The 22543-nt window shown below is 38.6% G+C and carries 29 protein-coding genes; 5 read left to right on the forward strand and 24 right to left on the reverse strand.

What is annotated here, in order from left to right:
• Window positions 1–44: 44 nt before the first annotated feature.
• The 9 genes from D081_RS10100 to D081_RS10135 form a co-directional block, all read right to left on the reverse strand.
• Window positions 45–1025 (reverse strand): helix-turn-helix domain-containing protein, encoded by a 981-nt coding sequence (locus D081_RS10100; RefSeq protein ID WP_085024053.1) that lies wholly within the window; start codon window positions 1023–1025, stop codon window positions 45–47.
• A 190-nt stretch (window positions 1026–1215) separates the two neighbouring features.
• The gene (locus D081_RS12705) at window positions 1216–1392 is read right to left on the reverse strand and encodes a hypothetical protein (RefSeq protein WP_158087641.1); all 177 of its coding nucleotides are present in this window, start codon (window positions 1390–1392) and stop codon (window positions 1216–1218) included.
• Window positions 1393–1429: 37 nt separating this feature from the next.
• The gene (locus D081_RS10105) at window positions 1430–1996 is read right to left on the reverse strand and encodes a hypothetical protein (RefSeq protein ID WP_143272193.1); all 567 of its coding nucleotides are present in this window, start codon (window positions 1994–1996) and stop codon (window positions 1430–1432) included.
• Window positions 1997–2374: 378 nt separating this feature from the next.
• Entirely contained in the window at window positions 2375–2875 is a 501-nt protein-coding gene (locus D081_RS10110; protein ID WP_085024055.1) for a hypothetical protein, read from the reverse strand.
• Window positions 2876–2910: 35 nt separating this feature from the next.
• A complete protein-coding gene (locus D081_RS10115) occupies window positions 2911–3288 on the reverse strand; it encodes a hypothetical protein (RefSeq protein WP_085024056.1) in 378 nt (125 codons plus the stop codon).
• Between the two features lie 255 nt (window positions 3289–3543).
• Window positions 3544–4203: an HNH endonuclease gene (locus D081_RS10120; RefSeq protein WP_085024057.1), complete on the reverse strand. Its 660-nt coding sequence runs from the start codon at window positions 4201–4203 to the stop codon at window positions 3544–3546.
• 2 nt (window positions 4204–4205) lie between these two features.
• The gene (locus tag D081_RS10125; RefSeq protein WP_085024058.1) at window positions 4206–4877 is read right to left on the reverse strand and encodes an HNH endonuclease; all 672 of its coding nucleotides are present in this window, start codon (window positions 4875–4877) and stop codon (window positions 4206–4208) included.
• Between the two features lie 163 nt (window positions 4878–5040).
• Window positions 5041–5451 (reverse strand): very short patch repair endonuclease, encoded by a 411-nt coding sequence (locus tag D081_RS10130; protein ID WP_085024059.1) that lies wholly within the window; start codon window positions 5449–5451, stop codon window positions 5041–5043.
• A gap of 43 nt (window positions 5452–5494) precedes the next feature.
• Window positions 5495–6592 carry a DNA cytosine methyltransferase gene (locus D081_RS10135; protein ID WP_233127474.1) on the reverse strand — a complete coding sequence of 366 codons (1098 nt, stop codon included), beginning with the start codon at window positions 6590–6592 and terminating at the stop codon, window positions 5495–5497.
• A 155-nt stretch (window positions 6593–6747) separates the two neighbouring features.
• On the opposite strand from D081_RS10135, the gene D081_RS10140 reads away from it, so the two are divergent.
• On the forward strand, window positions 6748–7308 hold the full coding sequence (locus D081_RS10140) for a hypothetical protein (protein ID WP_085024061.1): 561 nt from the start codon (window positions 6748–6750) through the stop codon (window positions 7306–7308).
• A gap of 77 nt (window positions 7309–7385) precedes the next feature.
• On the opposite strand, the gene D081_RS10145 is transcribed toward D081_RS10140, so the two are convergent.
• The 4 genes from D081_RS10145 to D081_RS10160 all read right to left on the reverse strand — a co-directional run bounded on the left by D081_RS10145 (window position 7386) and on the right by D081_RS10160 (window position 12096).
• On the reverse strand, window positions 7386–8570 hold the full coding sequence (locus D081_RS10145) for a hypothetical protein (protein WP_085024062.1): 1185 nt from the start codon (window positions 8568–8570) through the stop codon (window positions 7386–7388).
• A complete protein-coding gene (locus D081_RS10150) occupies window positions 8567–9724 on the reverse strand; it encodes a hypothetical protein (protein WP_085024063.1) in 1158 nt (385 codons plus the stop codon). The genes D081_RS10145 and D081_RS10150 overlap by 4 nt, the downstream gene beginning before the upstream one ends.
• Window positions 9725–9791: 67 nt before the next feature.
• A complete protein-coding gene (locus D081_RS10155) occupies window positions 9792–11447 on the reverse strand; it encodes an Hsp70 family protein (RefSeq protein WP_085024064.1) in 1656 nt (551 codons plus the stop codon).
• Window positions 11448–11457: 10 nt separating this feature from the next.
• A complete protein-coding gene (locus D081_RS10160; protein WP_085024065.1) occupies window positions 11458–12096 on the reverse strand; it encodes a hypothetical protein in 639 nt (212 codons plus the stop codon).
• 164 nt (window positions 12097–12260) lie between these two features.
• Here D081_RS10160 and D081_RS10165 point away from each other — a divergent pair, with 164 nt between their 5' ends.
• Window positions 12261–12959 carry a hypothetical protein gene (locus tag D081_RS10165; RefSeq protein WP_085024066.1) on the forward strand — a complete coding sequence of 233 codons (699 nt, stop codon included), beginning with the start codon at window positions 12261–12263 and terminating at the stop codon, window positions 12957–12959.
• Between the two features lie 42 nt (window positions 12960–13001).
• On the opposite strand, the gene D081_RS12710 is transcribed toward D081_RS10165, so the two are convergent.
• From D081_RS12710 to D081_RS10200, 8 genes are all read right to left on the reverse strand, one after another.
• Window positions 13002–13175, reverse strand: coding sequence for a hypothetical protein (locus D081_RS12710; RefSeq protein ID WP_158087642.1), 174 nt, complete (start codon window positions 13173–13175; stop codon window positions 13002–13004).
• Window positions 13150–13380: a hypothetical protein gene (locus tag D081_RS10170; RefSeq protein ID WP_085024067.1), complete on the reverse strand. Its 231-nt coding sequence runs from the start codon at window positions 13378–13380 to the stop codon at window positions 13150–13152. The genes D081_RS12710 and D081_RS10170 overlap by 26 nt, the downstream gene beginning before the upstream one ends.
• 116 nt (window positions 13381–13496) lie before the next feature.
• On the reverse strand, window positions 13497–14018 hold the full coding sequence (locus D081_RS10175; RefSeq protein ID WP_085024068.1) for a metallophosphoesterase: 522 nt from the start codon (window positions 14016–14018) through the stop codon (window positions 13497–13499).
• Between the two features lies 1 nt (window position 14019).
• Complete coding sequence (locus D081_RS10180; RefSeq protein ID WP_085024069.1) at window positions 14020–15387, reverse strand: type IV secretory system conjugative DNA transfer family protein; 1368 nt, start codon at window positions 15385–15387, stop codon at window positions 14020–14022.
• Window positions 15388–15390: 3 nt separating this feature from the next.
• The gene (locus tag D081_RS10185) at window positions 15391–15978 is read right to left on the reverse strand and encodes a ClpP family protease (RefSeq protein WP_158087643.1); all 588 of its coding nucleotides are present in this window, start codon (window positions 15976–15978) and stop codon (window positions 15391–15393) included.
• Window positions 15979–15999: 21 nt separating this feature from the next.
• Window positions 16000–17103: a helix-turn-helix domain-containing protein gene (locus D081_RS10190; RefSeq protein ID WP_085024071.1), complete on the reverse strand. Its 1104-nt coding sequence runs from the start codon at window positions 17101–17103 to the stop codon at window positions 16000–16002.
• A 143-nt stretch (window positions 17104–17246) separates the two neighbouring features.
• A complete protein-coding gene (locus D081_RS10195) occupies window positions 17247–17492 on the reverse strand; it encodes a helix-turn-helix domain-containing protein (RefSeq protein ID WP_085024072.1) in 246 nt (81 codons plus the stop codon).
• Window positions 17493–17731: 239 nt separating this feature from the next.
• Window positions 17732–18193 carry an Lrp/AsnC family transcriptional regulator gene (locus D081_RS10200; RefSeq protein ID WP_158087644.1) on the reverse strand — a complete coding sequence of 154 codons (462 nt, stop codon included), beginning with the start codon at window positions 18191–18193 and terminating at the stop codon, window positions 17732–17734.
• 297 nt (window positions 18194–18490) lie between these two features.
• Here D081_RS10200 and D081_RS10205 point away from each other — a divergent pair, with 297 nt between their 5' ends.
• Window positions 18491–18685, forward strand: a complete 195-nt coding sequence (locus tag D081_RS10205; RefSeq protein ID WP_085024074.1) for a hypothetical protein — start codon at window positions 18491–18493, stop codon at window positions 18683–18685.
• 272 nt (window positions 18686–18957) lie between these two features.
• Window positions 18958–19152: a hypothetical protein gene (locus D081_RS10210; protein ID WP_085024075.1), complete on the forward strand. Its 195-nt coding sequence runs from the start codon at window positions 18958–18960 to the stop codon at window positions 19150–19152.
• A 141-nt stretch (window positions 19153–19293) separates the two neighbouring features.
• Here D081_RS10210 and D081_RS13030 read toward each other — a convergent pair whose 3' ends face one another.
• The 3 genes from D081_RS13030 to D081_RS10220 all read right to left on the reverse strand — a co-directional run bounded on the left by D081_RS13030 (window position 19294) and on the right by D081_RS10220 (window position 21471).
• Window positions 19294–19419 (reverse strand): hypothetical protein, encoded by a 126-nt coding sequence (locus tag D081_RS13030; RefSeq protein ID WP_255375012.1) that lies wholly within the window; start codon window positions 19417–19419, stop codon window positions 19294–19296.
• Window positions 19420–19537: 118 nt separating this feature from the next.
• The gene (locus tag D081_RS12715) at window positions 19538–19711 is read right to left on the reverse strand and encodes a hypothetical protein (protein ID WP_158087645.1); all 174 of its coding nucleotides are present in this window, start codon (window positions 19709–19711) and stop codon (window positions 19538–19540) included.
• 638 nt (window positions 19712–20349) lie between these two features.
• Window positions 20350–21471, reverse strand: coding sequence for a CFI-box-CTERM domain-containing protein (locus tag D081_RS10220; RefSeq protein WP_085024077.1), 1122 nt, complete (start codon window positions 21469–21471; stop codon window positions 20350–20352).
• Window positions 21472–21751: 280 nt separating this feature from the next.
• Here D081_RS10220 and D081_RS10225 point away from each other — a divergent pair, with 280 nt between their 5' ends.
• Complete coding sequence (locus D081_RS10225; protein WP_085024078.1) at window positions 21752–22396, forward strand: DUF5710 domain-containing protein; 645 nt, start codon at window positions 21752–21754, stop codon at window positions 22394–22396.
• The last annotated feature ends 147 nt before the right edge of the window (window positions 22397–22543 follow it).

A 22543-nucleotide genomic window follows, 5' to 3' on the forward strand; every position in this document is an offset into this window, starting at 1 on the left:
ATACAGTCAATTTGAATATATCATCATGCTAATAATCTCTTGAATCATATTATTGGTGGATTGTTTTCCATACCAATAATAAAATCCTCCATTGTTTCTGCTGCACTATATTCATATCGGAGATTTTTCAAGCCATACGTATAAAACAAACTTCGCATAGTTTCAAACGGATTCCTCATAATATCCATCTCCTCATCAAACAGATTCCAATGCTGTTTCAAATACAGTTCCGCCACATAATTTCTTTTTCCCTTATAATTTCGTACCTTAGTCAAAATCTCTTGTGTCAATTCTTCGCTAAAATCATATTCTTCATATTCTCCAACCAAACCATTTGCCATGGAGCAAATTGCCTGAAATATGCGAACCAGTTTATCATTGATTTCTTTGATATCCCCCTTGCAAGAAATTCCCGAAAAATATAGTTCAAATATAATATGTACGATTTTTTCCTCCTTAGGCATTTCTGATAATTTTCTACATTCAGCGATTTTGTTTATCACTGAATAATCATATTTCAGGCTATCGCACAAAATCCTTGATTCCATAGTATATTGTGCCTTCTGGGCTATATTAAACATTGTTTCACGCTGCTTGGTGATTTCTTTCCTCACTTCTTCATTAACATATTCATATATTTTGTCTTCCAAATTTTGTTTTAGTTGATTGTACCATTCACGTGATATCTCAATTATTCCATTGCGAGTTATCATTTTACACAGATTTTTTTCATCACTATCAAAATCTATTTTTTCACCAACCCATACATATCCCTGCATTGCGTCACGAACAAGGCTTAAATAATCATCACTTTTTGAATTAGTAAGCAGACTATCCACTGTAATCTCCAAGAAATCTGCCATCTTTACAAGCAGTTCAAGATCAGGCTGTCTCTTATTGTTTTCATATTGACTATATGTGGTATAGGGAATTCCCAATGCGTCTGCAAAAGCCTTTTGAGTATGGTATTTCTTGCTCCGCGCTGACTTAAGGTTATCTCCGAAATTATTTCTATTATTTTTCATTTATTTCGCCTCCAAATCTTTTTTATATCTTATATCCGCAATACGAGAAAATCAATAAGCATTTTGCACATTTTATTCTCAATATGAGTATATTTGAGTCAATACATACAAAAACCCCAGCATCATCACTGGGGTAACGAATCACATATTGGCTTTATCACTAATATATTACAATTTCATTCAACTATTCTCATATTCTGCTATTTTTAAGATTCTTATAGGCATTATCCCAAATATCATCATCAAAACTTTCATCTTGCCGGGAAATAGTCGTCTCACCCAATTCGTTCTTTACAGTATTCCTTTCGGCGATTTTATAGAAATAATCCCTATGTTCTTCAAATACTGATTTTTGTAATCTTTTCATGTCATTCACCACTACGCCTATACAATCATTTTTTTACTTAATCATCCAACTCCATTAACGCCGGCAAACAATCCTCAACCTCATCATCTATGGTACTTATTATTGACTTGAAATAATGTGGAAACTCTTTATTATTATGCGAATACTCTATAACCCAGTCTATAATTATACAATATGAGTTTCTGTCAGTAGGCAAAGTAAAAAAACCATATTCTGGTTCAGAGATACCTTTTTCTCTGGCATATTCCCTCATTGGAGCCAGCAAAGCCTCTGTCGTAGTCCCAGCTGCTTCCACCGCTTCCATATTAAAATTAAATCTAAGGGTGGTAAGATTGTCATAATATCGTGTCCCTGCCTTTTCCAAGGCTTTTATATAATCTCGGGCAAATTCATATACTCCACGCACCCGAAGCATATCGTCCATAGTAGAATATTTCGGTGATAATAAGTCGTGACATATCTCAGCCAATTTATTTTGAAATATAGATAAAGGGCTTGATGATAAAAATACCTTATTATCCGTTGCTCTGTGAAAATCTGCAAGTAACCCCCAATATAACTCATGGAATATTTCTATTTGTTCAATAACTTCATAATCTTTCATAGTTGTTCCTCTCTGGGCAAAATCCCCCATTCTTGTTAGGTTACTTATCATAATATCAATCCTGCAAAGCCCTATCAATCAACGATTTGAGTGATTAATAAGGCAAAATGAGTATCAAACTTTTCTATACAAAAAGCCCCAGCTTTGCCAGGGCCATGTAGTTATAATAATTCAAAAATCTATACAAAAAGAGGATTCCCAAGACATTACGCCTATATCACCTGTTTTCCCAATGCGGACAATTCATATACTCTGCGTTCTGTCCATTCACGTACGAGAAAATTTCTGGCTGCCGCGTCCAACAAACATCTTCGCTTCTTAGATCTGCCAATAATAACAGGAGCAATACTCAGAAAATCCTCTTCTTGCCAAAATTAATCAAACCTCTACGGTTGTTTCCAAGTCCAGACGGTCTATCTCTGAAGACAGCTTTTCAGCTTCATCAGACAATTGCCGGGCCCTATCTGCATATTTTGCAATATCATAGGTGGTTACATTCACCAACTGCGTGCAATCCGATCCGAAACCACCACGGTCGCGCATTCTTGGATTTTTGGAACCCAAAGCACTACAATACTTGGCTTCCTTCCGTAACATAATGGTCTTTTCAACCATTGTGGCAATGTCGTTTTTGTTTGCGCTCGGTGCCGCCCCCACATTGGCCAGTCGTATAACCCGTCCAACTTCAATAAGGCGGTCAATGCAGTCATCAATCTTCTTTGTAACCTCATCTACTGATACATCAATAAAGTCCATTGGATTTTCCTCTGGCATTATTGTCACAATAGCTACTCCATCCCGCTTTTCTACAAGTCTATCCAATTCCTTACCCAAGCGGGCCTTCAATACTCTGGCTTCCTTTAAGGTCATCTTTTCCATATTATCAGCCTCCAATCGTTAAGCCATACGGTGATTTATTTTTTCCCGTCAATTCTGTCCATATCATCCAATAATGCTTTCAAATCGTGGGTTTCCAGTCTTCGACTATTAAATATTTCGAGACATGAAGCAATCCAAAGGTTATCAGTAATCAGACCCTCAATGACCTTTTTCAATTCTCCATCAGTTGTAATTTTTTCTGACACATAACTGCCAAAATCCTTGCTGTAGTAAAAACCATAATCCTTCATATAGTCAGCAATTATCTTGTCTGCTTCCTCTACTGAAGTACCAGGATTGGCATCTTTCAGCTTTTCAGCATCAAATTTCCACTCAATGCTCATCCGAGCGACAAAGTTTTTTTCATATCTTTCATAGGCTTCAGCATATTTCTCATCATTAATATCACGCATTTTTTGACCTCCGCACTTCATTTTTGGCTATTAGCAACAACATTTATCACTTCGATAAATATGATGTTTTCCTACATTTGCCTAATATATTATCACTTAAATTTTCTACATTCAATCAACGATTTGAGTGGATTTATCCAGTCAATTTGAATATAAAATACGGCAATAAACCGAGATACTATTCATTCCAATAAAATAGGCCCCAGCTTTCGCCAGGGCCGTAAATTCATAGATATACTATTTTTATAATATGTATCAATAATGATAAATATATCCACCCATAGGGTATTCGGTGCAAGGACGAATCCATTGAATATCCATTCCTTCCTGCTGGCGTGTAAGCCTGAGAGCTCTTTCCCAGTCTCTCACATTCGCAATGACAGAAAGTTTTATAGGTTCGATGACTTTATTAGGATAAAGCTCAAAATAGGCCTTGAGTCGTTTTGAGGCACTACTAAGTTGCATTATTTCCTTGATTTCGTCTGTTTTATCATCTTTAAAAAATGCCTTCTTCCCTCCGTTACAGTCTGAACACAGGGTCCATAGGTTATCGATGGTAGTATCTCCTCCCATATCTACCGGAAGTTTATGGTCCACCGCCAAGCTGACATTTGGTTTATTGTGTATGTTTGCCCCACACCGTTGACATGTGCTGTTATCTCTTTGCAAAACAGCATATCTAAGCTTATCATCGATTGGTTTTCTAATTTGTGGGGTATTTACGGGGGTGGCAGAAGTTAGAATATATCCTTCTTTTTGGGAAACAATATCTAACCCAGTTTCCTGACGAAGCTGGCGTAATGAGCGCTGCCAATCCTGAATATTCCCGGCAACATTGCGCAGGGTTTCTCGATCAATTATTTCACCTACATGTTGTAAAAAATAGTCGTGAAGCTTGTCTTTTGCACTTGCCATAATTAATCCTCCTTGATAAAAATATATGAATCCCTCAATATCTTCCTGCTTTTGTTTTTGGGTATGTATTTAATTTTCATTCCCGTATGAGCACGAAGATATCGAATTTGTCTTGTCCATTCCCTTGTTTTTGCTATAACAGACAGGCGATCTGCTGCTATAGGTTCATTTGGATGATGTAAAAAATAAACCTTGAGCCGGTCTTCGGTGTTCGTTTGGTTGCTTACTTCTTTCATAACAGCCGTATCCTCACCTTTAACCCATGCCTGTTTTCCTTCGTTGCATTCACGACAGAGGGCCTGAAGATTATCTAACTCTGTTTTTCCGCCCCATTCAACTGGTACTATGTGGTCAGGACTTAATTTGATGGCATCATCTGAAACAGTACGCCCACATCCCTGACAAGTGAAGTTATCACGATTAAATACCAAAAATCTTAATTTTTTACTTATTGCTTTCCGTTTATTAGGGTTTGGTTTTATCTCTAAAGAACATAATTTGTACCATTTACCCCGCTTATTTTCTATATTGTATCCTTCCTGAATCCAATTCCGTATCACCCGATCCCAGTGATGCAGGCCGTTGGATGCACATAGTGAATTAAGTTCCTCTAGGGGAATTTCTCTGCCAACATTATCTATCAAGTATTGCTTTAAAACTTTTGATCCACTCATGATAATGTATCCTCCTTCTCACAACTTTTTATTATATCAGAAGAAAGTGTCTCTTTATAGAGATTTCACTATATGCCTCATAATATAGAGCAGTGTAGTTTATGTTCTGAGGTTCTTTTATCATCAAAATATAAAAGCCCTGGGCATTATATATGGCCAAGGCTTACGGTAAATATTTCATTATTTCAGCAATTACACCATTTATGTCTTTCTTTATGTCCGACTCCCAGAACCGAAGCACCAGCCACCCTGCCTGGGTTAGCTGGTCGTTTACCTCTTTGTCCCGCTCCACATTGCGGGACAGCTTCTTCTTCCAGAAGTCTTTATTTGTGCCCACTTGCTCCCCAGGTGCCTGTTCATGGCCACGGGCATGCCAAAAATCGCCATCCACAAAGACAGCTATTTTATATTTTGTAATGGCAATATCCGGGGAGCCAGGGAGCTTTCGCCAATTTTTCCGGTATCTGATACCCCGATGCCATAAAGCAAGGCGAAGCACCCGCTCCGCCTTAGTGTTTTTTGATTTTATATTGGCCATATTATGGCTACGCTGTTGTTTGGTATGAGTATCCATAGCATTAATTCAATATATCATTTTGGAACTATATATAAGTCCATTAACCTGCTTTTTGTTCCTTTTTATCATCGAGTAAAACATTAACAGCATCATTTCCTGTTACATTCTCTCGTGCCAAAACTTTAAGTATCTCCTTGGCTATGGCTTCAATAACATTCACTGTAACGCTGTTGCCAAACTGCTTATATAAGTGGGTATCGGCAATTCCGTCTAGATTATAACTGTCTGGGAACCCTTGCAGTCTTGCCCATTCTCTTGGGGTCATTTTTCTTATATCTTCTTTATTTATTTCACCCTTAATATGAGTGACTGGCTTCATGGAATGGGGTCTGGCATCTATAAGCAGATTTCTTTCCCGACCCATGCCGCCACAAACAATAGCCCCAGCGATATCGTCCAAATCCCTTATCTCATAACCAAAGCCATGTCCCTTTGCTGCATGGCGTTCCTTATGTCTGCGAAGAGTGTCTACATAGACATCACTAAGATAATATTTAGGGGATATAGGTGCATCTTCCATTATATCCCTGATGCATACTTTTTCCTTTGACCCCTGCGGAAACCGGAATGAAGAAGCATCAATATCATTTCTGAAACATACAATGTAAATTCGTTCCCGGTTCTGTGGAACACCAAAATCTTTACTGTTAAGTACCTTATCATATACAGTGTAACCAATCTGCTCAAAGGCTCTTTTGATAACCTTAAAGGTTCTGCCCCTGTCATGGATAGTTAATCCTTTTACATTCTCACAGAAAATAACTTTTGGCTTGTGATGATCGCAAATTCTGACTACCTCTTGGAACAAAGTGCCTCGGCACATTCCTTTGTAGTCATCATCAAAGCCCATGTGTTTACCGGCAAGCGAAAATGCCTGACAAGGAAATCCGGCCAGGCAGATATCAAATTCTGGTATGTCGTTTTCATCAATTTTAGTAATATCTCCAGCTATATCAAAATTATCAGCGAAATTCTGTCTGTAAGTTTTCTGTGCGAAATCATCCCATTCGCTGACAAAAACCGTTTCTATATTCTTTTTAAAAGCATTATCAAAACCAGTTCTGATACCACCAATACCAGCAAACAGATCAATAGACTTATACATTACAATCACCATAAACCTTTCATCAGATAACACACATATTATACCCTATTATGGAAAATAAAATAACAATTATTTTCCCAAAAATGTGCTTTTCCCCCCCTTGTAACCGAACATTATTTCTGTTATCATTATACAAAACACACATTCTAAATTCAAGCAATATTTTCAAAAAGAAAGGAGTTTTTTATATGGTTCTCTACCGCCCACGCGCCAAAGACTATGCCATGGCCATGCGCAATTTAAAGATTTTCGATTCCCCAACGGAAATGGACAATTATCTGATACACTTCCACAACCTCTATAATTTAATAGATGATGATTACTTCCCAAAAATCATTGTCCCAAGCAAGGAAGAAAAGGCCGACCACCGGAACGGCTGGCTTCACTCCCGCTATGTGCTGCTGGGTAATGTGCCCCTTGGCATATTTGACTCGGATACTTTGGAGCGGATAAAAAAGCCCCTGCTGGAAATCGAGGACGATGGAAACGGTGGCCTTAAATGCCAGTTTGAAATACTGAACGAAGGATATATTTTCTTCCTTGGCTCTGACCAGTGGTATGGCCATACCACCATGCTGGGATATAAGCGCTCAAACATGACCGCCCCATGTGCCCGTGTGGATGATATTGCCGTAAATTCCGATGCCTTCACCCAGGCACTGGAGCATTTTATAGCAGAACGGGCCATTAAAATCGTGGAAACCCAACGGAAAATAAAAGAGAAATACAATGAGAAGAAAAGAGCATAGGCCTATCAAAAAATAAATGACGCACTCAATGTTGATGAGTGCGTCATTTTATTAGCCATCGTTATCACTATCACGGATTATTTTTGTTTTTTCAGTCCAGTCGGATAGGCTGATAAAACAAGTTGAATATCTCGTGAATCTATGTCTCTTTTTCGCTTTGTTTGCGGATTGTTGTCATACTGGGCAACCGCCCCCCTCTTTAGAACATAATCCCTGTCTACTGATATAAGTCTGAAAGCAACTTTGTCGTCCACATCAGCATTGACAATTTTATGTACAGCTTCATCAAGAATTTTCCCATCAAATTCACTAAGAATTAAATTTTTAATAATAACCTTTAGTTTCTTTTCTCGGTCATCCGACTTAAAATTACCTTCCAGTTTGTTGTATGGCAAATATATGTCTGCATGGAATATAAATGCTTCTTCTGGCATTCCATCAATATAAAAATCAATAGTACCAGTTTGATCACCACCAGCAAAGGTTGTACCAAACAGATTCTTGTGATTACCTACATTTAACCCCTCTTGGACCAACCCAGGAATAATAATATCCTTTAATGATTCATCATCGGTTACTTTGGATTCCTCAATGACATTATTATTATAAATCTCTAAAATACTATAAACATTACGAATTGTATTCAGAGAAGCTGGTCGATAGCGTGTATCATGAACATCACTGTATTCCATCATTCCATCATGATCTTTAGGCTCAGGAATTCCGCCTGCACCCCAGAAGAAATAATAGACAACGCCCACCAATATGCCTATTTTTAATATTTTCTTACGATGATTTTTTATATGAGAAAATAACTTCTTTATTGGCGCCGGAATAAATGATTTTTTTCCCCCGCCCGATCTGGCAAGTTTTTCTTGTTTTTCAACAATCGCACATCTTCTGTCAACCGCATCAATATTAGGTATATTGAATTCAGCCGCAAGGTCCTTTCGCAGTTCTGTGCTAACAGAACCAAATCTCTGAATTATATCCCTTATTTTTGCATCCAAACTACTTGGAGACATATATACCTTTATCATGGCCTCTCTGACATATCGTTCCCTGATAGTGTCATCCATTAGTTCATCAATTATAGTCTCTTTTTTCAGCTTGATAAACTCAAGCTCTTTTATACTTACAGTATCACGACGACCATCTAAAGTTTTTAATACATTATTTAATTGTATTTCAATTTCTTCCCGCGTTGTCGCAGGCGGGTCAAAAGGAAGCCCAAATCTCAAATACCAATTATTATTGTTCATTTTTTCATTCCTCGAGCTGATATTTCAATTTTTACACCATTCTGTTTTCTAATAAACTGATCTGTATTTTTAATAACATAATCCCTGTTATTCCCCATACTTCTTAGGCAAACAGTATAATCTCTCTCACGCATCATGAGATAATATGCTCTCAAATATGAAGCGAAATTTGTTGGTGACATATCCACCCGTGAAAATCTGGCTGCATTTGATACCGCTAAAATCAAACCGTTTTCCACTTTATTATTTGAAATAACGTTTAAAATGTTCGAAAAAATCATAGATGCATCACTCTGATTATATCCTGGTGGAAGATATACAACGAGCTTAGTGAGCAGACCATTTTTATTTGTATAGATACCTACACCGGAATCCTTATCACTAAAGCCTGCCTTGTACCAATATGTATCATGTTCGTTGCTTATGCCCGCTTCTGGTGCAGAAAGTTGAAACTTTGAATTAGCTCCTATAGAAGAATTATATTTTTCTATGAACTCCGTTGCTGACAGTTCATCGTTTATTTGGACCTCATCCTTACTTATTTGACTGTATTTAATAATTGAATCCTTGGTCTCATTAGTATTTAAAACGAAGAAATAGGTAAATGCCAAAATACCAGCTATTGCAACATATGATGCTAAGGTGGCTTTTTTCTTTATCCTCTCCCATTTGCTGACATAAATTACCCGCTTTTTGTCAACTTTGTAATTTTTTTCGTTACAATAATCATGGATTATGGATAAGCATTCTTCGGGGGTCTTATCTACTAAATTTGACAATGTCTTTGAATATTGTTCTGATGAATCAAAGGTTATAACCCCTATACGCTCATGATCCTTATCTATTTCCCCAAACAATCTTAACCGGAATTTTTTATTCAGATACGAATCATAAGCCGCCTTGCTGGCATCATCATTGAATATAATACGTATTTTATTTACAGCTTTGTTGATGTCATTTCTGGCGCCTTTATATTTGTTCTTCAAATCCGTTGCCTTTTGTTTTAATACTTCAGGACTATCACTTGGATTACCGCCAATTACATCGTAAGCATTTTTCTTCCCCAGAACTTGTAATATATCCACAAAGGTATCAACTTCATAATTATTGCGCTCATCAATAGTGAGAGGTTGCCAGTATTTATCATTATCCATAATCTCAAATCTCCGTAAACATATGCGAGCAGAGAGCAAAATACCCTCCGCCCGCACCAATATTATTTTACCTTACAGCAATGGCAGTTGTTTTTTCTTTTAGTGACATTAACGCTGTACTAGACATGCCTGTATTATGTGAAGTCTGCATATCTGCATCAACATAGTTATTAGATGAGATATCCTTTCCGTGAACATGAAGAATTCCTTCTTTGTTCAGTGTAAAAGTTACATCCAGCTGGGAACCTTTAGGCAGATTTGGTCCCATTTTTAACGAACATTTCCCCAGTACAGGTACTATTCCAAGATCATAAACTTCATCAAGTATATCACTTTCACAAACCTGTAATTCAACAGTAGTCTGATTATCGTGTCTAGTATAAAACGGCTTGGTAACTGATACGGAGCCATAAGGCATTGATTGATTTTTTATGATCAAATTCTCACATTTTTCAACATCGTTAATATATGTAATCAAGGCATAACTCTTAGTTGTCGCCATTGTTATCATTTCAGTTATTTTATGTGATGATACACCTGTAATGCTGGAAGAACTTACTGCAGCTTCTTCCTCGTAAAGAACGGCTTCCTGCTGTTCTGCTACAGTAAGAGCCATATTTTTCTCTTTCCTTTCTTTCCATTCTTCAACCTTATTTTCATATACACTTAAAGCATATATTGCTGCTCCCTTGGCCACAGCCTCATCAGGCTCATTGAATTTAGGTTCAATATGGAAATTATTAACCAGCATCTCTCTGACCTGTGGCATTCTGGTAGAACCGCCAACCAACAGGATTTCATCAATATCATAACCTTTTTCTTTAGCCTCGCTGATTATTTGCTTAGTAACATCAAGTGTAGTCTCCAACAAATCAGCTGTCATTTTTTCAAAATCTTCTCTGGTAACAGTAATACGGGCTTTACCAGCATCCAGCTTTAAATTAATATCCTTGGACTCACGCTGAGAAAGTGCTTTTTTTACCTCCTCCGCCTTAGCAGCAAAAGCCTGGCAATCATCCTCATTAAAATCTCCAGTAAAACCAGTTGCAGAGTAAAATTGATTTTTCATGTTGTTGACCAAACATTTATCCCAATCATAACCTCCAAGTAACCGCTCGCCACCAGAGCATACTACCTTAATATCACCAGCGTCATCTATTCTTAATACAGTAACATCAAATGTACCGCCGCCCAAGTCATAAACCAAAACAGTTTTTCCTTTGGATGATTTAGTGATTCCATAATATAAAGCCGCAGCCGTAGGCTCACCTATTAATTCCAATACATTGAGCCCAGCCAGGATACCAGCATTTTTAGTGGCCTCACGTTCTTCCGTACCAAAATAAGCCGGACATGTGATAACTACATCCTTAACAGGGGAACCAATAGATTTTTCTGCGTCAGAAGCAATTTTTTTCAAAATATACGAAGAAATCTCTTCCGGGCTCTTTTCTTCTCCATGAATTAATTTGTCAATTTTATTACTACTACCAATAAGACGCTTTACGAAGTCCACAGTCTTATCAGGGGACAGCTCTATTTCATCTTTCGCAGCCTGTCCAACAATTACCTCATCCTTACTAGGAAAGAATACCACTGATGGTGTAGTATTAGTGCCTTCAAGATTCTCAATAACCTGGGCAATGCCATTGTCATCAACATAAGCAATACATGAATATGTTGTACCTAAATCAATTCCATAAATATACTTTTTCTCGCTCATCGTTTGTCCCTCACTCTTCTTCATAAATATAACGTTTAACCCATTCAGGATATACTATCTTACCTTCATAGGAATAACCATACGATAATGATTCAGCCACTTTGCCATGCAGTTCTTTATCATGGGTTTTTTCCATAATTTTTTTTGCACGCTGACGACCAGAAACAAATTCATCACCTTTATTGCTACGATACATTTCTACACCCATCTTATCCAGCATATCAAATATATCTTCCTCGGCATATGCGATAACCTGATTTTGGCTTATAAAGGCCTGGTCATTGCTGTTGGCATCCTGACAGTCATTTAATATGTCTTCACGAAGCTGAATCATATCAACTATAAACGGTCGTATCATGTTGAATAACAAGCCCTTCTTGTAGGACTGCAACTCATCATTCATATTTTTTCTTGAGGTTTCCTCAAACTCTGTATATCTAATCCTTTCATTAAACAACTCCGTCAATTTATTAATCTGCTCATTCATATTTTTCATCTGAGCAGCCAGTGATGCTACTTCATCCCGTAACAACCGATTTTCAGCTTGTAACTGAGAAACCATATTCAAATCCGGTTTTTCATTATCCTGTTTTAAAATGGTATCTTCACTCAACCCGTCATTTCGCTCTTGTTCTTCCTGAACCTCCATATCCTGCCCCCCTGTTCTTATTATTAAATTAGCAATAACACATCCTCAACATATTGCTATACTTACCAACATTTTATAAAATCATATTACAAAACAATACGCTCGTAAATATATATTCACAACATTTATTGACTATCATTTTTTCATTGAAGGGATGCGTACTTATGAAACAAAAGTATTTATCTATCGCGCTGTTAGCCACTCTATTGATAACGTTTTTTTCATCGACCTGCGTCGCTGCAAAGAAAGAAATTGATCCAGCCACAGATCCGGATTTAATATCCATACGAGAAATAACGCAATACATCGATTCTATTTATACACTTCACTATGGTATGCCTGAAGAAGAATTTCTGGCAAACTTTACCAATGCTCCAGGATGGTATGATTACAGCACGGGAAAACCAGTTGATAGCTCTATAGCCTCGCGTTTAGTCTTTGATAACATGCCATCAGTCAGTTATTTGATTTCCAGAAAAAGAGACCGTGTATATGAAGATTTGAATATAGGATTTAATAACAACATTTTAGAAATACCACAAATCGCCCTGACAACAAATGATTCGACAATTTATACAAAATCTCTCAAATATGCCGTTAATTCCTATACTTCACGTCTTGGAAATCCTGAACTAAAGTATTTAAAAACCCGTGGAGACGATATCCCTGTATATACATATAAATGGTATACTGAGAAGCAATTATTATATATGATTGCAACAAATGCTCCACAAAATATCAGCGGTTCAACTCACAATTGCCAATATACCATTACCATACAAATTATTGACAGAGAAAACCCAAATTGGGAACTCTATGAAACTCTCGATAAAAACGCAAACTATTATCGACATATACGATAGCCAGCTTATCACTGGATACATGATTCGTCATGGTCCAGTGATTTATTTTTTCCCGTCAATTCTGTCCATTTCATCCCATAATGCTTTCAAATCGTGAGTTTCAAGTCTTCGGCTATTAAATATTTCAAGGCATGAAGCAATCCAAAGGTTATCAGTAATCAGACCATCAATGACCTTTTTCAATTCTCCATCAGTTGTAATTTTTTTCTGATACATAACTGCCAAAATCCTTGCTGTAGTAAAAACCATAATCCTTCATATAGTCAGCAATTATATTGTCTGCTTCCTCTACAGAAGTACCAGAATTGGCATCTTTCAGCTTTTCAGCATCAAATTTCCACTCAATGCTCATCTGAGCAACAAAATTTTTTTGATATCTTTCATATGCCTCAGCGTATTTCTCATCTGTCACATCACGCATTTTATGCCTCCACAATAATGTAATATAAAATGACTCTATCCTTTTGAAATTCTCCTAACGTGTCCTCATTTCCTGCATTTTGCCTCAATATTAAATTTTGAAATTTAATACTCAATTTACTGAGTTTTAAGGCCAAAAAACTCAATTATCTGCTCCACTGACACGGGATAAAATCCATTGGCATCCACTCCCACATCATATCTGAGGATGCCTTCCTTGCGATTCTCCAGATTATATGATTCATCATTGTGCATGTGCCCATGGAGCATAATGCTGCCATAATGACTCTTGGGCCAGGACAGCATCGGGTAATGCATCAATGAAATGGACTGCCCTTTATATACAATGGTCATGAAATCCCTTATTTCCTCAAAAAGCGAAGGGTCGTATTTCTTGTCATGGTTTCCCTTTAAAAGGTACTTCTTGCCATTGAGCTTGGATATAAGTTCATTGGTCTCCTCCGCCTTTATACGGTGGGCAATGTCTCCCAGAATATAGACTGTATCATTTTTGTGTACCACTGCGTTGTAGTTCGCTATGATGGTACGGTTCATTTCATTTTCATCTGCAAAGGGCCTGTTCTGCATATATATTACAGCCCTGTGCCCAAGATGCAGGTCACTGGTAAAATATATCATTCTAACACGTCCTCATTTCCTTCATACTCAGTTTCTTTTCCTTCAAATCCCTATTAATATCATACCGCTTGGTTACCACTGGCTTCTGGCCACGGCGGAAGAAGTATTCCTGTCCAATAGGCATATTCAGCACATCATTCATTGGGCAGTTCAGGCGTTTGCTCACATTAGTGGCAGTGTCCACATCCATTCCCCCAAGGTAAATATATGTATCGCAGTTATTGATGATGGTGGTTGCATTCTCCTTGCCGTACATGGCGGAAAGCTGGGTTTCAGACTGAACAAGCATGGTGGCAGATATGCCCTTTTCTCTGAAGATGGAAATCAGTTCATGGAAGTCCTGCACCTTACAGCCCGTGGCAAAATCATCACAGAGGACCTGGACTGGGTGTGGTAATACGCCATCTGCTCCCCCCTCCCCCAATTCAAAAAGGCGCTTGAAAAGCTGCTGGTACAATATGGAACAGAAGCGGTGCTGGGCCGTATTCACTGGTGATATATAAATAAATATCACAGTCTTCGGCTTAAGCAGTTCTCTGGCATCCACCTGAGGGAGATTCCCCTTAAACAGACATCTGATTTCATCGGTAAACATGGTATTTATTGGTATCATTGTGCTGGTGGCTACACTTGCGCCGGTAACTTCTCCCAAGCCCAGAAAACGCTTCCATATTTCGTAGATATCCTTGTCGAATTTATACCATTTGCGCATTTCATAATGAAGAGGGTGTTCCCTTTTCATATCCCTTTCACGTTCCAATATGCTATTCTTTGTTGTTCCATCTCTACATGTGTATTTCCCTTCTCTGAAGTCCTTCAGTGTAGGAGGGAGCGTTTCAAAATCACTGTCATCTTTATACATCAAACGGTCCAGCAAATACAATGCCTCTTTCATGGAACGCCCCTTGCTATAATGGCCTTCATAAACGTAACGCAAAACCAAATAAGTAAGGCTTTCCGCACTCTGCAACCAGAAAGGATCTTTGGGTAAATCATTTTTTGAAATTTCACTATAAGCAATTGTGTGGGCCAGATTCCGCACATCCGTAAGAGAATTGCACTGGAGCAACGGATCATAGCCGTAAGGGCTTCGGGTTGGGTCATTAAGGTCCACAAAAAGTATATTGTATCCCTTTTCCTCCAACAGCTTCTTGGTCTTGTCGTAAATACCACGCTTGGTGTGAACCACCACCGCATTGGAGTTTTCGAGATTGCAAATCATAGGCAGCAGAACACTGACGGTCTTACCGGAGCCGGAGCCCCCTACCACCATGATGTTATTGTTAAGTCCCGTCTTGGTGCAGTCCGTGGAAATATGGCACCGCTTATCCTCCCCCAGAGGGAATATTTCATTTATATTCTTATCCATAATTCACGCCTCCATCATCTCAGCAAATCCCATCACTTTATCTGCAAGGCCAAATTTTACCGCTTCCTCCCCTTTAAAATAGGCATCATTCAGGGTAATTCTCCGCAGCTTGCGCTTGGTCTGGCCCGTGTGCTTTGAAAGGATATCCACCATTTCTTCCTTGGTTTTCTTCAAATCCTCCGCAATGGTCTGAACAGAGGAAGTCTTTCCCCCAGCCCCGTAAGGAATCAATGGCTCATGAATCATGACCTTGCTGTGGGGCAGAAGATAACGGCCATGGCCACCACAGCAGAAAAGCACCGCCGCCATGCTGTAGGCCCTACCCAGACAATAGGTTTTTATGGGCATTGGGGCACTCTGGATAATGTCATATATCACCATACCAGCGTCAATACTGCCGCCCCCAGAGTTAATAAAAATCTTCACTGGTTCAGTGGCGTCTTCCTTAGTCAGCTGGCTCAGCTCCTTGGAAACCTTCACCGCCATTGCATCATTGATTTCGCCCTCTATATAAATCATTCTCTTGCTGCGGAGCATGCCATCAACTGTAAGCTCTTGGTAGCCGCTGTTGCTATATATTACTGTGTTCATTGTTGTCATCTCCCCGTTGTATTAATCACGTAACAGATATTTTACTCTTTTATTATCTTTCAACGGCACATTCTTAGGCTGTATTTTAGCCAGCCCATTAAAGAAAAATAAAGTGCTAAAATTAACCCTTGGCAGGGAAGTATTCTCCAGCCATTTTTGATTATCTTCTGAAAGCTCCCAATAAGTGTACAGTCCTATTTTTATGTATTTATCTATTTCCTTGTCCAGGGGTTCTCTACCAAAAATTTTTGAACGACCTTCCCAATCCTCTGGAGGTAACCCAATTTCGTCAAATGGGTGACTGTAACCGTTATCTTTATTTAACCAATAATTTTCCTCCATATCATATCCAAATATAAATGCATGTGCTTGTGCCATGTACCAATGTAAATTGCCATATAGGTTGTGCACAAATTCATCTGTATGAAGTCCGAAAAAATATAAATTGTATATTATAAAAGCCAGATCATTATTTCTATAGGGCTCGCCCTTGAACTGCCAGAACAGCAAATCTTTAATCACATTAATATCATAGCCAAGATGTTGACACAGTACTTCAATTTCAAAGTTTGAGGTTTCATTCTCCCCCGCCAGCTCGGCACGTTTACTATCGATTTCTTCGCGTATCTGTTCTTTCAGCGTTTCCCGAAAATTATAGTCAGCCTTCTCTATCAGGTGTTCATAATGGCTGTATGGAATTTCTATATCGCCGCGGGGCGTTTTTATAACACAATCTACATCCTTATCAATATTAGTTTCTAATATTTCATTTGGATGGATACTGTCTTTTATATAATCCCGTACATATCCCAAATAATCATCTGTTGCAGAATTATGGCCATTTAGCAAATAATCTATACTGGTATCCAACAGTGAAGCAATACGCTTTAAAGTTAAAATAGACCGAGGCCACCTTTTCCCCTGCTCATATTGGCTATAGCTAGACAAAGGCATGGGAAGCAACTTGGCAAATTCCTCCTGAGTTCTAAATTTTTCCTTACGTTTTTTCTGAAGATGTTCACCAAATTTTAACAAAGCACTTTCTTTTCCTTCTATTTCATCTCTTTCGTCCATTTCGTCCATTTCGTCCATTTCTTCTTCATATCTTTCTTCTTTTTTTGCCATTGCATTCACGCTCCTTTTTCTTGCTTTCAGTTTAACAAATCGTTTTTGACTGTTCAATAAACAAATTGAGTGTATAAATTACTCAATTTGAATAATGACGGAATATTAAAAAGGCATGCCAGCAACGGCACGCCAAATTCATTTTAAATCATATTCTTTTTTCGCAGAACTTCCACATACATTTCGTAATCAAAGCTGCTGTCCACCAGAACATCAATCGGGCAAGTGAACTGTTCCGCCAAAAGGCGAAGGTCGTCCAGCCAGGGTTCCCCAACTCCTGACTCCCAGCCTGTATAAACAGCTTCTTCAACCCCTATGCTGCATGAAATTTCTGTAACTGAAAATCCTCTTATCAAACGCAGTCTTTTCAGATTACCACCAAATGTCATTTAAAAACTCCCCCTAATGATTAATGCGTTATAGTGTCCCAAATTTTCCCCTCCAATAATGAGACAATGTGCCTACAACGCTTTTATTATAAGGGATACAGCCCTTTATGACAAATTGCAATTAGCTAATAATTAGCAAGCAAAACCTCTCCTTTTTGCTTCACTAATAATAGCTTTTCCAAATTGTACTAATATGTTAAGAAAAACAGCCTCTTTTTATGGCGTTTCCCCTTATTTTATTAGCACTTTGCACTATTTTTTCTTTTTTGCTCCAAAATCAGGCAGCTTTCCATATTCACCACACCGGGAAATGAATGTATTTGTGCCAATATCTCCGCCATATGGTCTGTATCCCTGCCCACAGTCTGAATTATAAAATCATATTGCCCTGCAGAACTGCCATACCATATAACATATTTGTTGGAATCAAGGTAAATACGAAAAGCATCCCACTGGTCACGCTTCTGCATCTTAATCATGGACTGCATGGTCACGGGCAGATCATCGGACAGTTTTCTCCCAGGAACCACGGTATATCCTGCAATATACCCATCCTTTTCCAGCCGCTTTATCCGCTCACTGACTGCTGGCATTGACCTTGAAACCTTGGTAGATAATTCACTTATGGTAATACGGGCATTATTCGACAGTTCATAGTAAATAATCTCATCTACCTTATCAAGTGTTGCTTTTTTATCCATTTTCATCCTCCTAATTATAAAAATAGACGACTTTACTATTATAACAATTAAATAAATTTTGTCTAGGACCTAATACTTATATTTAAAAATAATGTAATACTTTCCCATATTGATCGTATGTGTAAATGTAATATAAAATTACACACTTCTACTCATTCTCTCCCCTGCCTGTTCCCCTTTCAAAAACAGGCAGGGCCTTTTTTTATTTTTTGTAATACATCATTTCATTATCCGTAAGTATGGACATAAAAGATAAAACAAAACGGGCACAGCCCATAAAGAAGGGAGATAAATATTATGAACAAGAAATATGAACTCAACGAAATGGAATTAAATCAGGTAGCCGGTGGCCGCCCACGCATTCGCCTTCATGGCCCACGCCGTAAGCCTTTCCAGATCATCCGTGATATTATTGATTTAGTAAAGGATATCACAAGCCCTAAGAAGGATACTCCACAGCAGACTCCACAGGAGCCAAAGAAGGCTGCATAAAAAATAACAGTCCTTTCTTCTAAGTGGATTTAGAGGAATTAATATATCGCCCATCTCCTTCTATCTGCTTGTTTCTCCTCTCCAAGAATCAGGCAGAAGATATAAATAGATCCCCTGGCTACAAAGTCAGGGGATTTCTATTGCACTTCTTAAATCCAAAATATAATAAATGTGTTATAAAAAATATGTATTATTAGTAATACTCTGAGTATTTAGTCGTATGTATAGGCAAGAAAAGAAAAACATAAACAACAAAGAAAGGGGTGCTGAAAATGAAAAAGGCAGAGATGATGAACAAGATGGAACTGGACATCATGGCAATGGAGAATGTATCAGGTGGAACTGTTCCTCCTGAGATTCCACCTGCTCTTGTTAACGAAACTGGCCCACTGGGCACCTGCGACCCGCCAAAAGGCACTGGCCCTCTCGGCAACGCAGTTGGTCCTGTGAATGATTGGCGCCGCTAATCCTGTTGGCGAGGATGCCAAGGAGTTGGAAATCCGCAAGGAACACACGGAAGCAGACAGAAAATGAATACCCTGGCTAAAAAAAGCCAGGGTATTTCTATTGGAAAGGGTATAAAGGAAGCCACCCACAACCGCCCCCTCTTATGGGCTTCCCGCCCCGGCCCCAGACCGTGGCTCCAGCTCCAACGATGGGCCAAAGCCACTTACTGGGTGCCACCGATGGAAGTGAGCCGTGAAAGCCGGGCGGCTTCCCATTCGTCCAGCCACCCAACTTTCCCGTCTGCCCTACTCGTAGGCTCTCTCCGAACAGTAGAGTATGGAACCTGCAAGCAGAACCCATACCCTACTGTCGGCATGTGGGCCAGTGCCAACTACCAGGCCAGTATCAGCGGTCACTGTCCTGTCGCTCCCTTCCGCTCCGCTTCATCAGCAGCTTATTCTGCTTCTCTCCAGTCCGCGCACTCCAGCCACCGCTAAAACCACGACTATAAGAGAGGCCCCGGAGGGTATCACTACACCCCAGAGTGGCGTAGTCATACCCCCGTTTTTTATTTCTCATCTTCTCTAAGAGAGTAGCGGGCGCATACTGCCCCCGCGGTAGGTTGGCTTTTGTTACGGCAAAAGCCATTTTAAGCGGGAGGCGACTCTGGGGCTACTACTATGAGTATGGCAGGGGACCCTGATGGAGCATCCAGCCGTGTCACGCTCTTAAACCGACACTCCCCCTGTATGCTCTGGGTTTTGTCCCCAGCTCATAAGGCAGTCTGGTGAGCGTCCGATAAGTTCCTTTCGTCTATCGGAAGTAAAACCAGACCCGCCAGGACCGCCACCCTCTTTTACTGTCCGATAGACAAACTTATCGAAAGCTGACCAGTCTTTCGTGCCCTCTCTCCCTCGCGGGACCCCACCCACCAGCCGGGGCCGCAGCTGCACACAGACATAAAAAGAGAGCGCAGCCGCACCCCCGGCATACGCCCCGCCCATAAATTAAATAATATAATTTCTCCAAGCAAAAAGAGAGCCATTTCTGACTCTCTTACTTTTTTAGTTCCTCATTTATACGGCTGAGGTTCACCGACATTTCTTAAGACTCACTTAACGGTAGAGATTCACCGACTTTTTCTTGCTTCGAGTATAAACGGTATTTTTGATATTGTCAATTATGACAGCTAAGGACTACCAGAGCACCCCCTATCTCTAACGTTTATCATTATATGAAGTGTTTGAGTACCCCTGTTTATTTAAATTCTCAATAAACTTATCCAATTTCCTTCGTCCTATTTCTTTAAACCATTTTTTATCACCAACAATTTTCACAATTTGTGGGCTGATAGCATAATAGCACTTAATAAACAGGCGACCATACCATGAGGATCCCAAACAATAATCTCGATATCGGCGTAATGTCCAGACTTCTGGGCAATCATATGAACCGTATACACACGTTGCAATATAACAGCCAGCTTTTTGTGCGCCAGTACCACCTTTTGTTGGTGAAACAAGTCTTGAAGGAAGAATATAATCCGGTTCTATTTTTCTTCTTTCGTTCAAGATAAATTCCGCCACATCATAGCAATACTGTGCCCCTTCATTGGAAATATAATGCGTGAGTCCCCTATCTATAGAATCATTATATTTTTTAGTGCACGCTAATAATTCAGATATAATATTATCCATTGTCAATAAAATATCATCTTTCATTTTTTTATAGTTTGCAAAAACAGCTATTTCGTACGATAACAATGATGTCTGTAGTTTTAATATTTCTGAACTAATATCAAGAAATTCTTTATATGACGACTCTATAACTTTTTCATTATCGTCTATATACACATCAACAGCAAGATTATGTAAGCTTACGACTCTACTTGTTACCAGGCTACACGCCGACACTATTTTTCCTTCTTTGATACTATATGATAAATCGGTATCATTCTCCACTGATTCAATATATTCATCAAGATGATTGATAGGTCCATTAATTGCTGAACGTGTATTTATAGTAATAGCTGATGCAGATGCTATCATACGCTTAAATTTACGCTCATAATCAGCTGGATCGTCTTCTACAACTTCAGTGTAATATTTATATGCCTCCTGCCAATCTCCACGCTCATACGCTTCATCACCAAGTTTCTTTATGTGAGCAAGATTATCTTTCTTTATAGTAATTGTACCTGTAACTTCAATAGGGCCATCCGTTATAAGTTTCCTTGCTTCATCTAATGTATATTTGCAACCACAATGCTGACAAACAAATACGCCATCGTGTTTAATAAGGTCATTGCTTCCGCACATTTCACATTTAATAATTTGCATTACTATCCCCTCCATAAAAAAACAAATCGCAGTTATATTTATTCTATTTGAAACAATAAAACCCTTTTCGCTTTTTAATGACCGTATTATCCCAGCCCACCAGCCAGGGCCAAAAAAGCAAGCGTTTTCCTTACTTCTAACCTTATCAGAGAATCTATATATTATGAAATAACCTTTGGTAAGTATTATTACATCATGCTATAATTTCCAAAGACACAGAAAATACCTTTAAAAGTTTTTATTTGGACTCTATAGGCATATTCAAATTGGAGAAATAGTTATGGTTCCACTAGACAAAACCAAAACATATAACGATCATGAAGAAATAAAAAAAATGGGAGCTATATGGAATGGTAGATTTTGGTACGTTCCACCCAACAATGATTATAAAGAATTCACAAGATGGCTACCAAATCACATTTTACAGCCCTTACTAAATCACGAAGAAATCATTTTAGCATCATATTTTAAAAAAACACTTTATTCCATTTTAAAACGCGGTTTTAAGGACGATATAAAACAAGGAAGGGCAAACGAAGATGACTGGACCCTGTATACTTACTGGATAAATAATGCCGATTGGCTCTCAATGGAATCCTTATTAGAAAAAGCAGATCTTGATGTTTTCCCTATAATCGAATTAAACAACCTCCCCTTCAACAAATGCCCTAGAGGCTTTGAGGTAAGGGGAATCGGGGATTACTGTTCTTATAACGATGTGTTTGAGCAATATCAAACAACAGGTCTTTTCTTCACAGATGAACTAAAATTTGCCGTTTATTTTTATAAAAAAATTAACGAAAAATATTATTTCCAAGAAAGGGATATAGATATTTACGAATTTTACGATGATAATGCCGAAGAACAAATTTTTAATGATATATTTGAAACACTAAAAACAGGTCCAAGACACAACAAATTTTAGTCAGTAACCATCCCGATTCGGCCATTATTCAACATGATTCAAGGACTCACTCATTTTTTATGTATGAGTCCTTTTGGGTGCAATACTCTCATATAAACTCCCAAAATAAAAAAGCAGCCGCTTTCTTTCTGGCTGCCTTTAATGTAA

This window comes from Anaerovibrio sp. JC8 (assembly GCF_002100115.1).
Lineage (GTDB): Bacteria > Bacillota > Negativicutes > Selenomonadales > Selenomonadaceae > Anaerovibrio.

Coding starts and splice junctions, on each gene's coding strand:
- D081_RS10100 (WP_085024053.1), bottom strand. CDS start 1,025: ATGAAAAATAATAGAAATAATTTCGGAGATAACCTTAAGTCAGCGCGG.
- D081_RS12705 (WP_158087641.1), bottom strand. CDS start 1,392: ATGAAAAGATTACAAAAATCAGTATTTGAAGAACATAGGGATTATTTC.
- D081_RS10105 (WP_143272193.1), bottom strand. CDS start 1,996: ATGAAAGATTATGAAGTTATTGAACAAATAGAAATATTCCATGAGTTA.
- D081_RS10110 (WP_085024055.1), bottom strand. CDS start 2,875: ATGGAAAAGATGACCTTAAAGGAAGCCAGAGTATTGAAGGCCCGCTTG.
- D081_RS10115 (WP_085024056.1), bottom strand. CDS start 3,288: ATGCGTGATATTAATGATGAGAAATATGCTGAAGCCTATGAAAGATAT.
- D081_RS10120 (WP_085024057.1), bottom strand. CDS start 4,203: ATGGCAAGTGCAAAAGACAAGCTTCACGACTATTTTTTACAACATGTA.
- D081_RS10125 (WP_085024058.1), bottom strand. CDS start 4,877: ATGAGTGGATCAAAAGTTTTAAAGCAATACTTGATAGATAATGTTGGC.
- D081_RS10130 (WP_085024059.1), bottom strand. CDS start 5,451: ATGGATACTCATACCAAACAACAGCGTAGCCATAATATGGCCAATATA.
- D081_RS10140 (WP_085024061.1), top strand. CDS start 6,748: ATGGTTCTCTACCGCCCACGCGCCAAAGACTATGCCATGGCCATGCGC.
- D081_RS10145 (WP_085024062.1), bottom strand. CDS start 8,570: ATGAACAATAATAATTGGTATTTGAGATTTGGGCTTCCTTTTGACCCG.
- D081_RS10150 (WP_085024063.1), bottom strand. CDS start 9,724: ATGGATAATGATAAATACTGGCAACCTCTCACTATTGATGAGCGCAAT.
- D081_RS10155 (WP_085024064.1), bottom strand. CDS start 11,447: ATGAGCGAGAAAAAGTATATTTATGGAATTGATTTAGGTACAACATAT.
- D081_RS10160 (WP_085024065.1), bottom strand. CDS start 12,096: ATGGAGGTTCAGGAAGAACAAGAGCGAAATGACGGGTTGAGTGAAGAT.
- D081_RS10165 (WP_085024066.1), top strand. CDS start 12,261: ATGAAACAAAAGTATTTATCTATCGCGCTGTTAGCCACTCTATTGATA.
- D081_RS12710 (WP_158087642.1), bottom strand. CDS start 13,175: ATGTATCAGAAAAAAATTACAACTGATGGAGAATTGAAAAAGGTCATT.
- D081_RS10170 (WP_085024067.1), bottom strand. CDS start 13,380: ATGCGTGATGTGACAGATGAGAAATACGCTGAGGCATATGAAAGATAT.
- D081_RS10175 (WP_085024068.1), bottom strand. CDS start 14,018: ATGATATATTTTACCAGTGACCTGCATCTTGGGCACAGGGCTGTAATA.
- D081_RS10180 (WP_085024069.1), bottom strand. CDS start 15,387: ATGGATAAGAATATAAATGAAATATTCCCTCTGGGGGAGGATAAGCGG.
- D081_RS10185 (WP_158087643.1), bottom strand. CDS start 15,978: ATGAACACAGTAATATATAGCAACAGCGGCTACCAAGAGCTTACAGTT.
- D081_RS10190 (WP_085024071.1), bottom strand. CDS start 17,103: ATGGCAAAAAAAGAAGAAAGATATGAAGAAGAAATGGACGAAATGGAC.
- D081_RS10195 (WP_085024072.1), bottom strand. CDS start 17,492: ATGACATTTGGTGGTAATCTGAAAAGACTGCGTTTGATAAGAGGATTT.
- D081_RS10200 (WP_158087644.1), bottom strand. CDS start 18,193: ATGGATAAAAAAGCAACACTTGATAAGGTAGATGAGATTATTTACTAT.
- D081_RS10205 (WP_085024074.1), top strand. CDS start 18,491: ATGAACAAGAAATATGAACTCAACGAAATGGAATTAAATCAGGTAGCC.
- D081_RS10210 (WP_085024075.1), top strand. CDS start 18,958: ATGAAAAAGGCAGAGATGATGAACAAGATGGAACTGGACATCATGGCA.
- D081_RS12715 (WP_158087645.1), bottom strand. CDS start 19,711: ATGAGAAATAAAAAACGGGGGTATGACTACGCCACTCTGGGGTGTAGT.
- D081_RS10220 (WP_085024077.1), bottom strand. CDS start 21,471: ATGCAAATTATTAAATGTGAAATGTGCGGAAGCAATGACCTTATTAAA.
- D081_RS10225 (WP_085024078.1), top strand. CDS start 21,752: ATGGTTCCACTAGACAAAACCAAAACATATAACGATCATGAAGAAATA.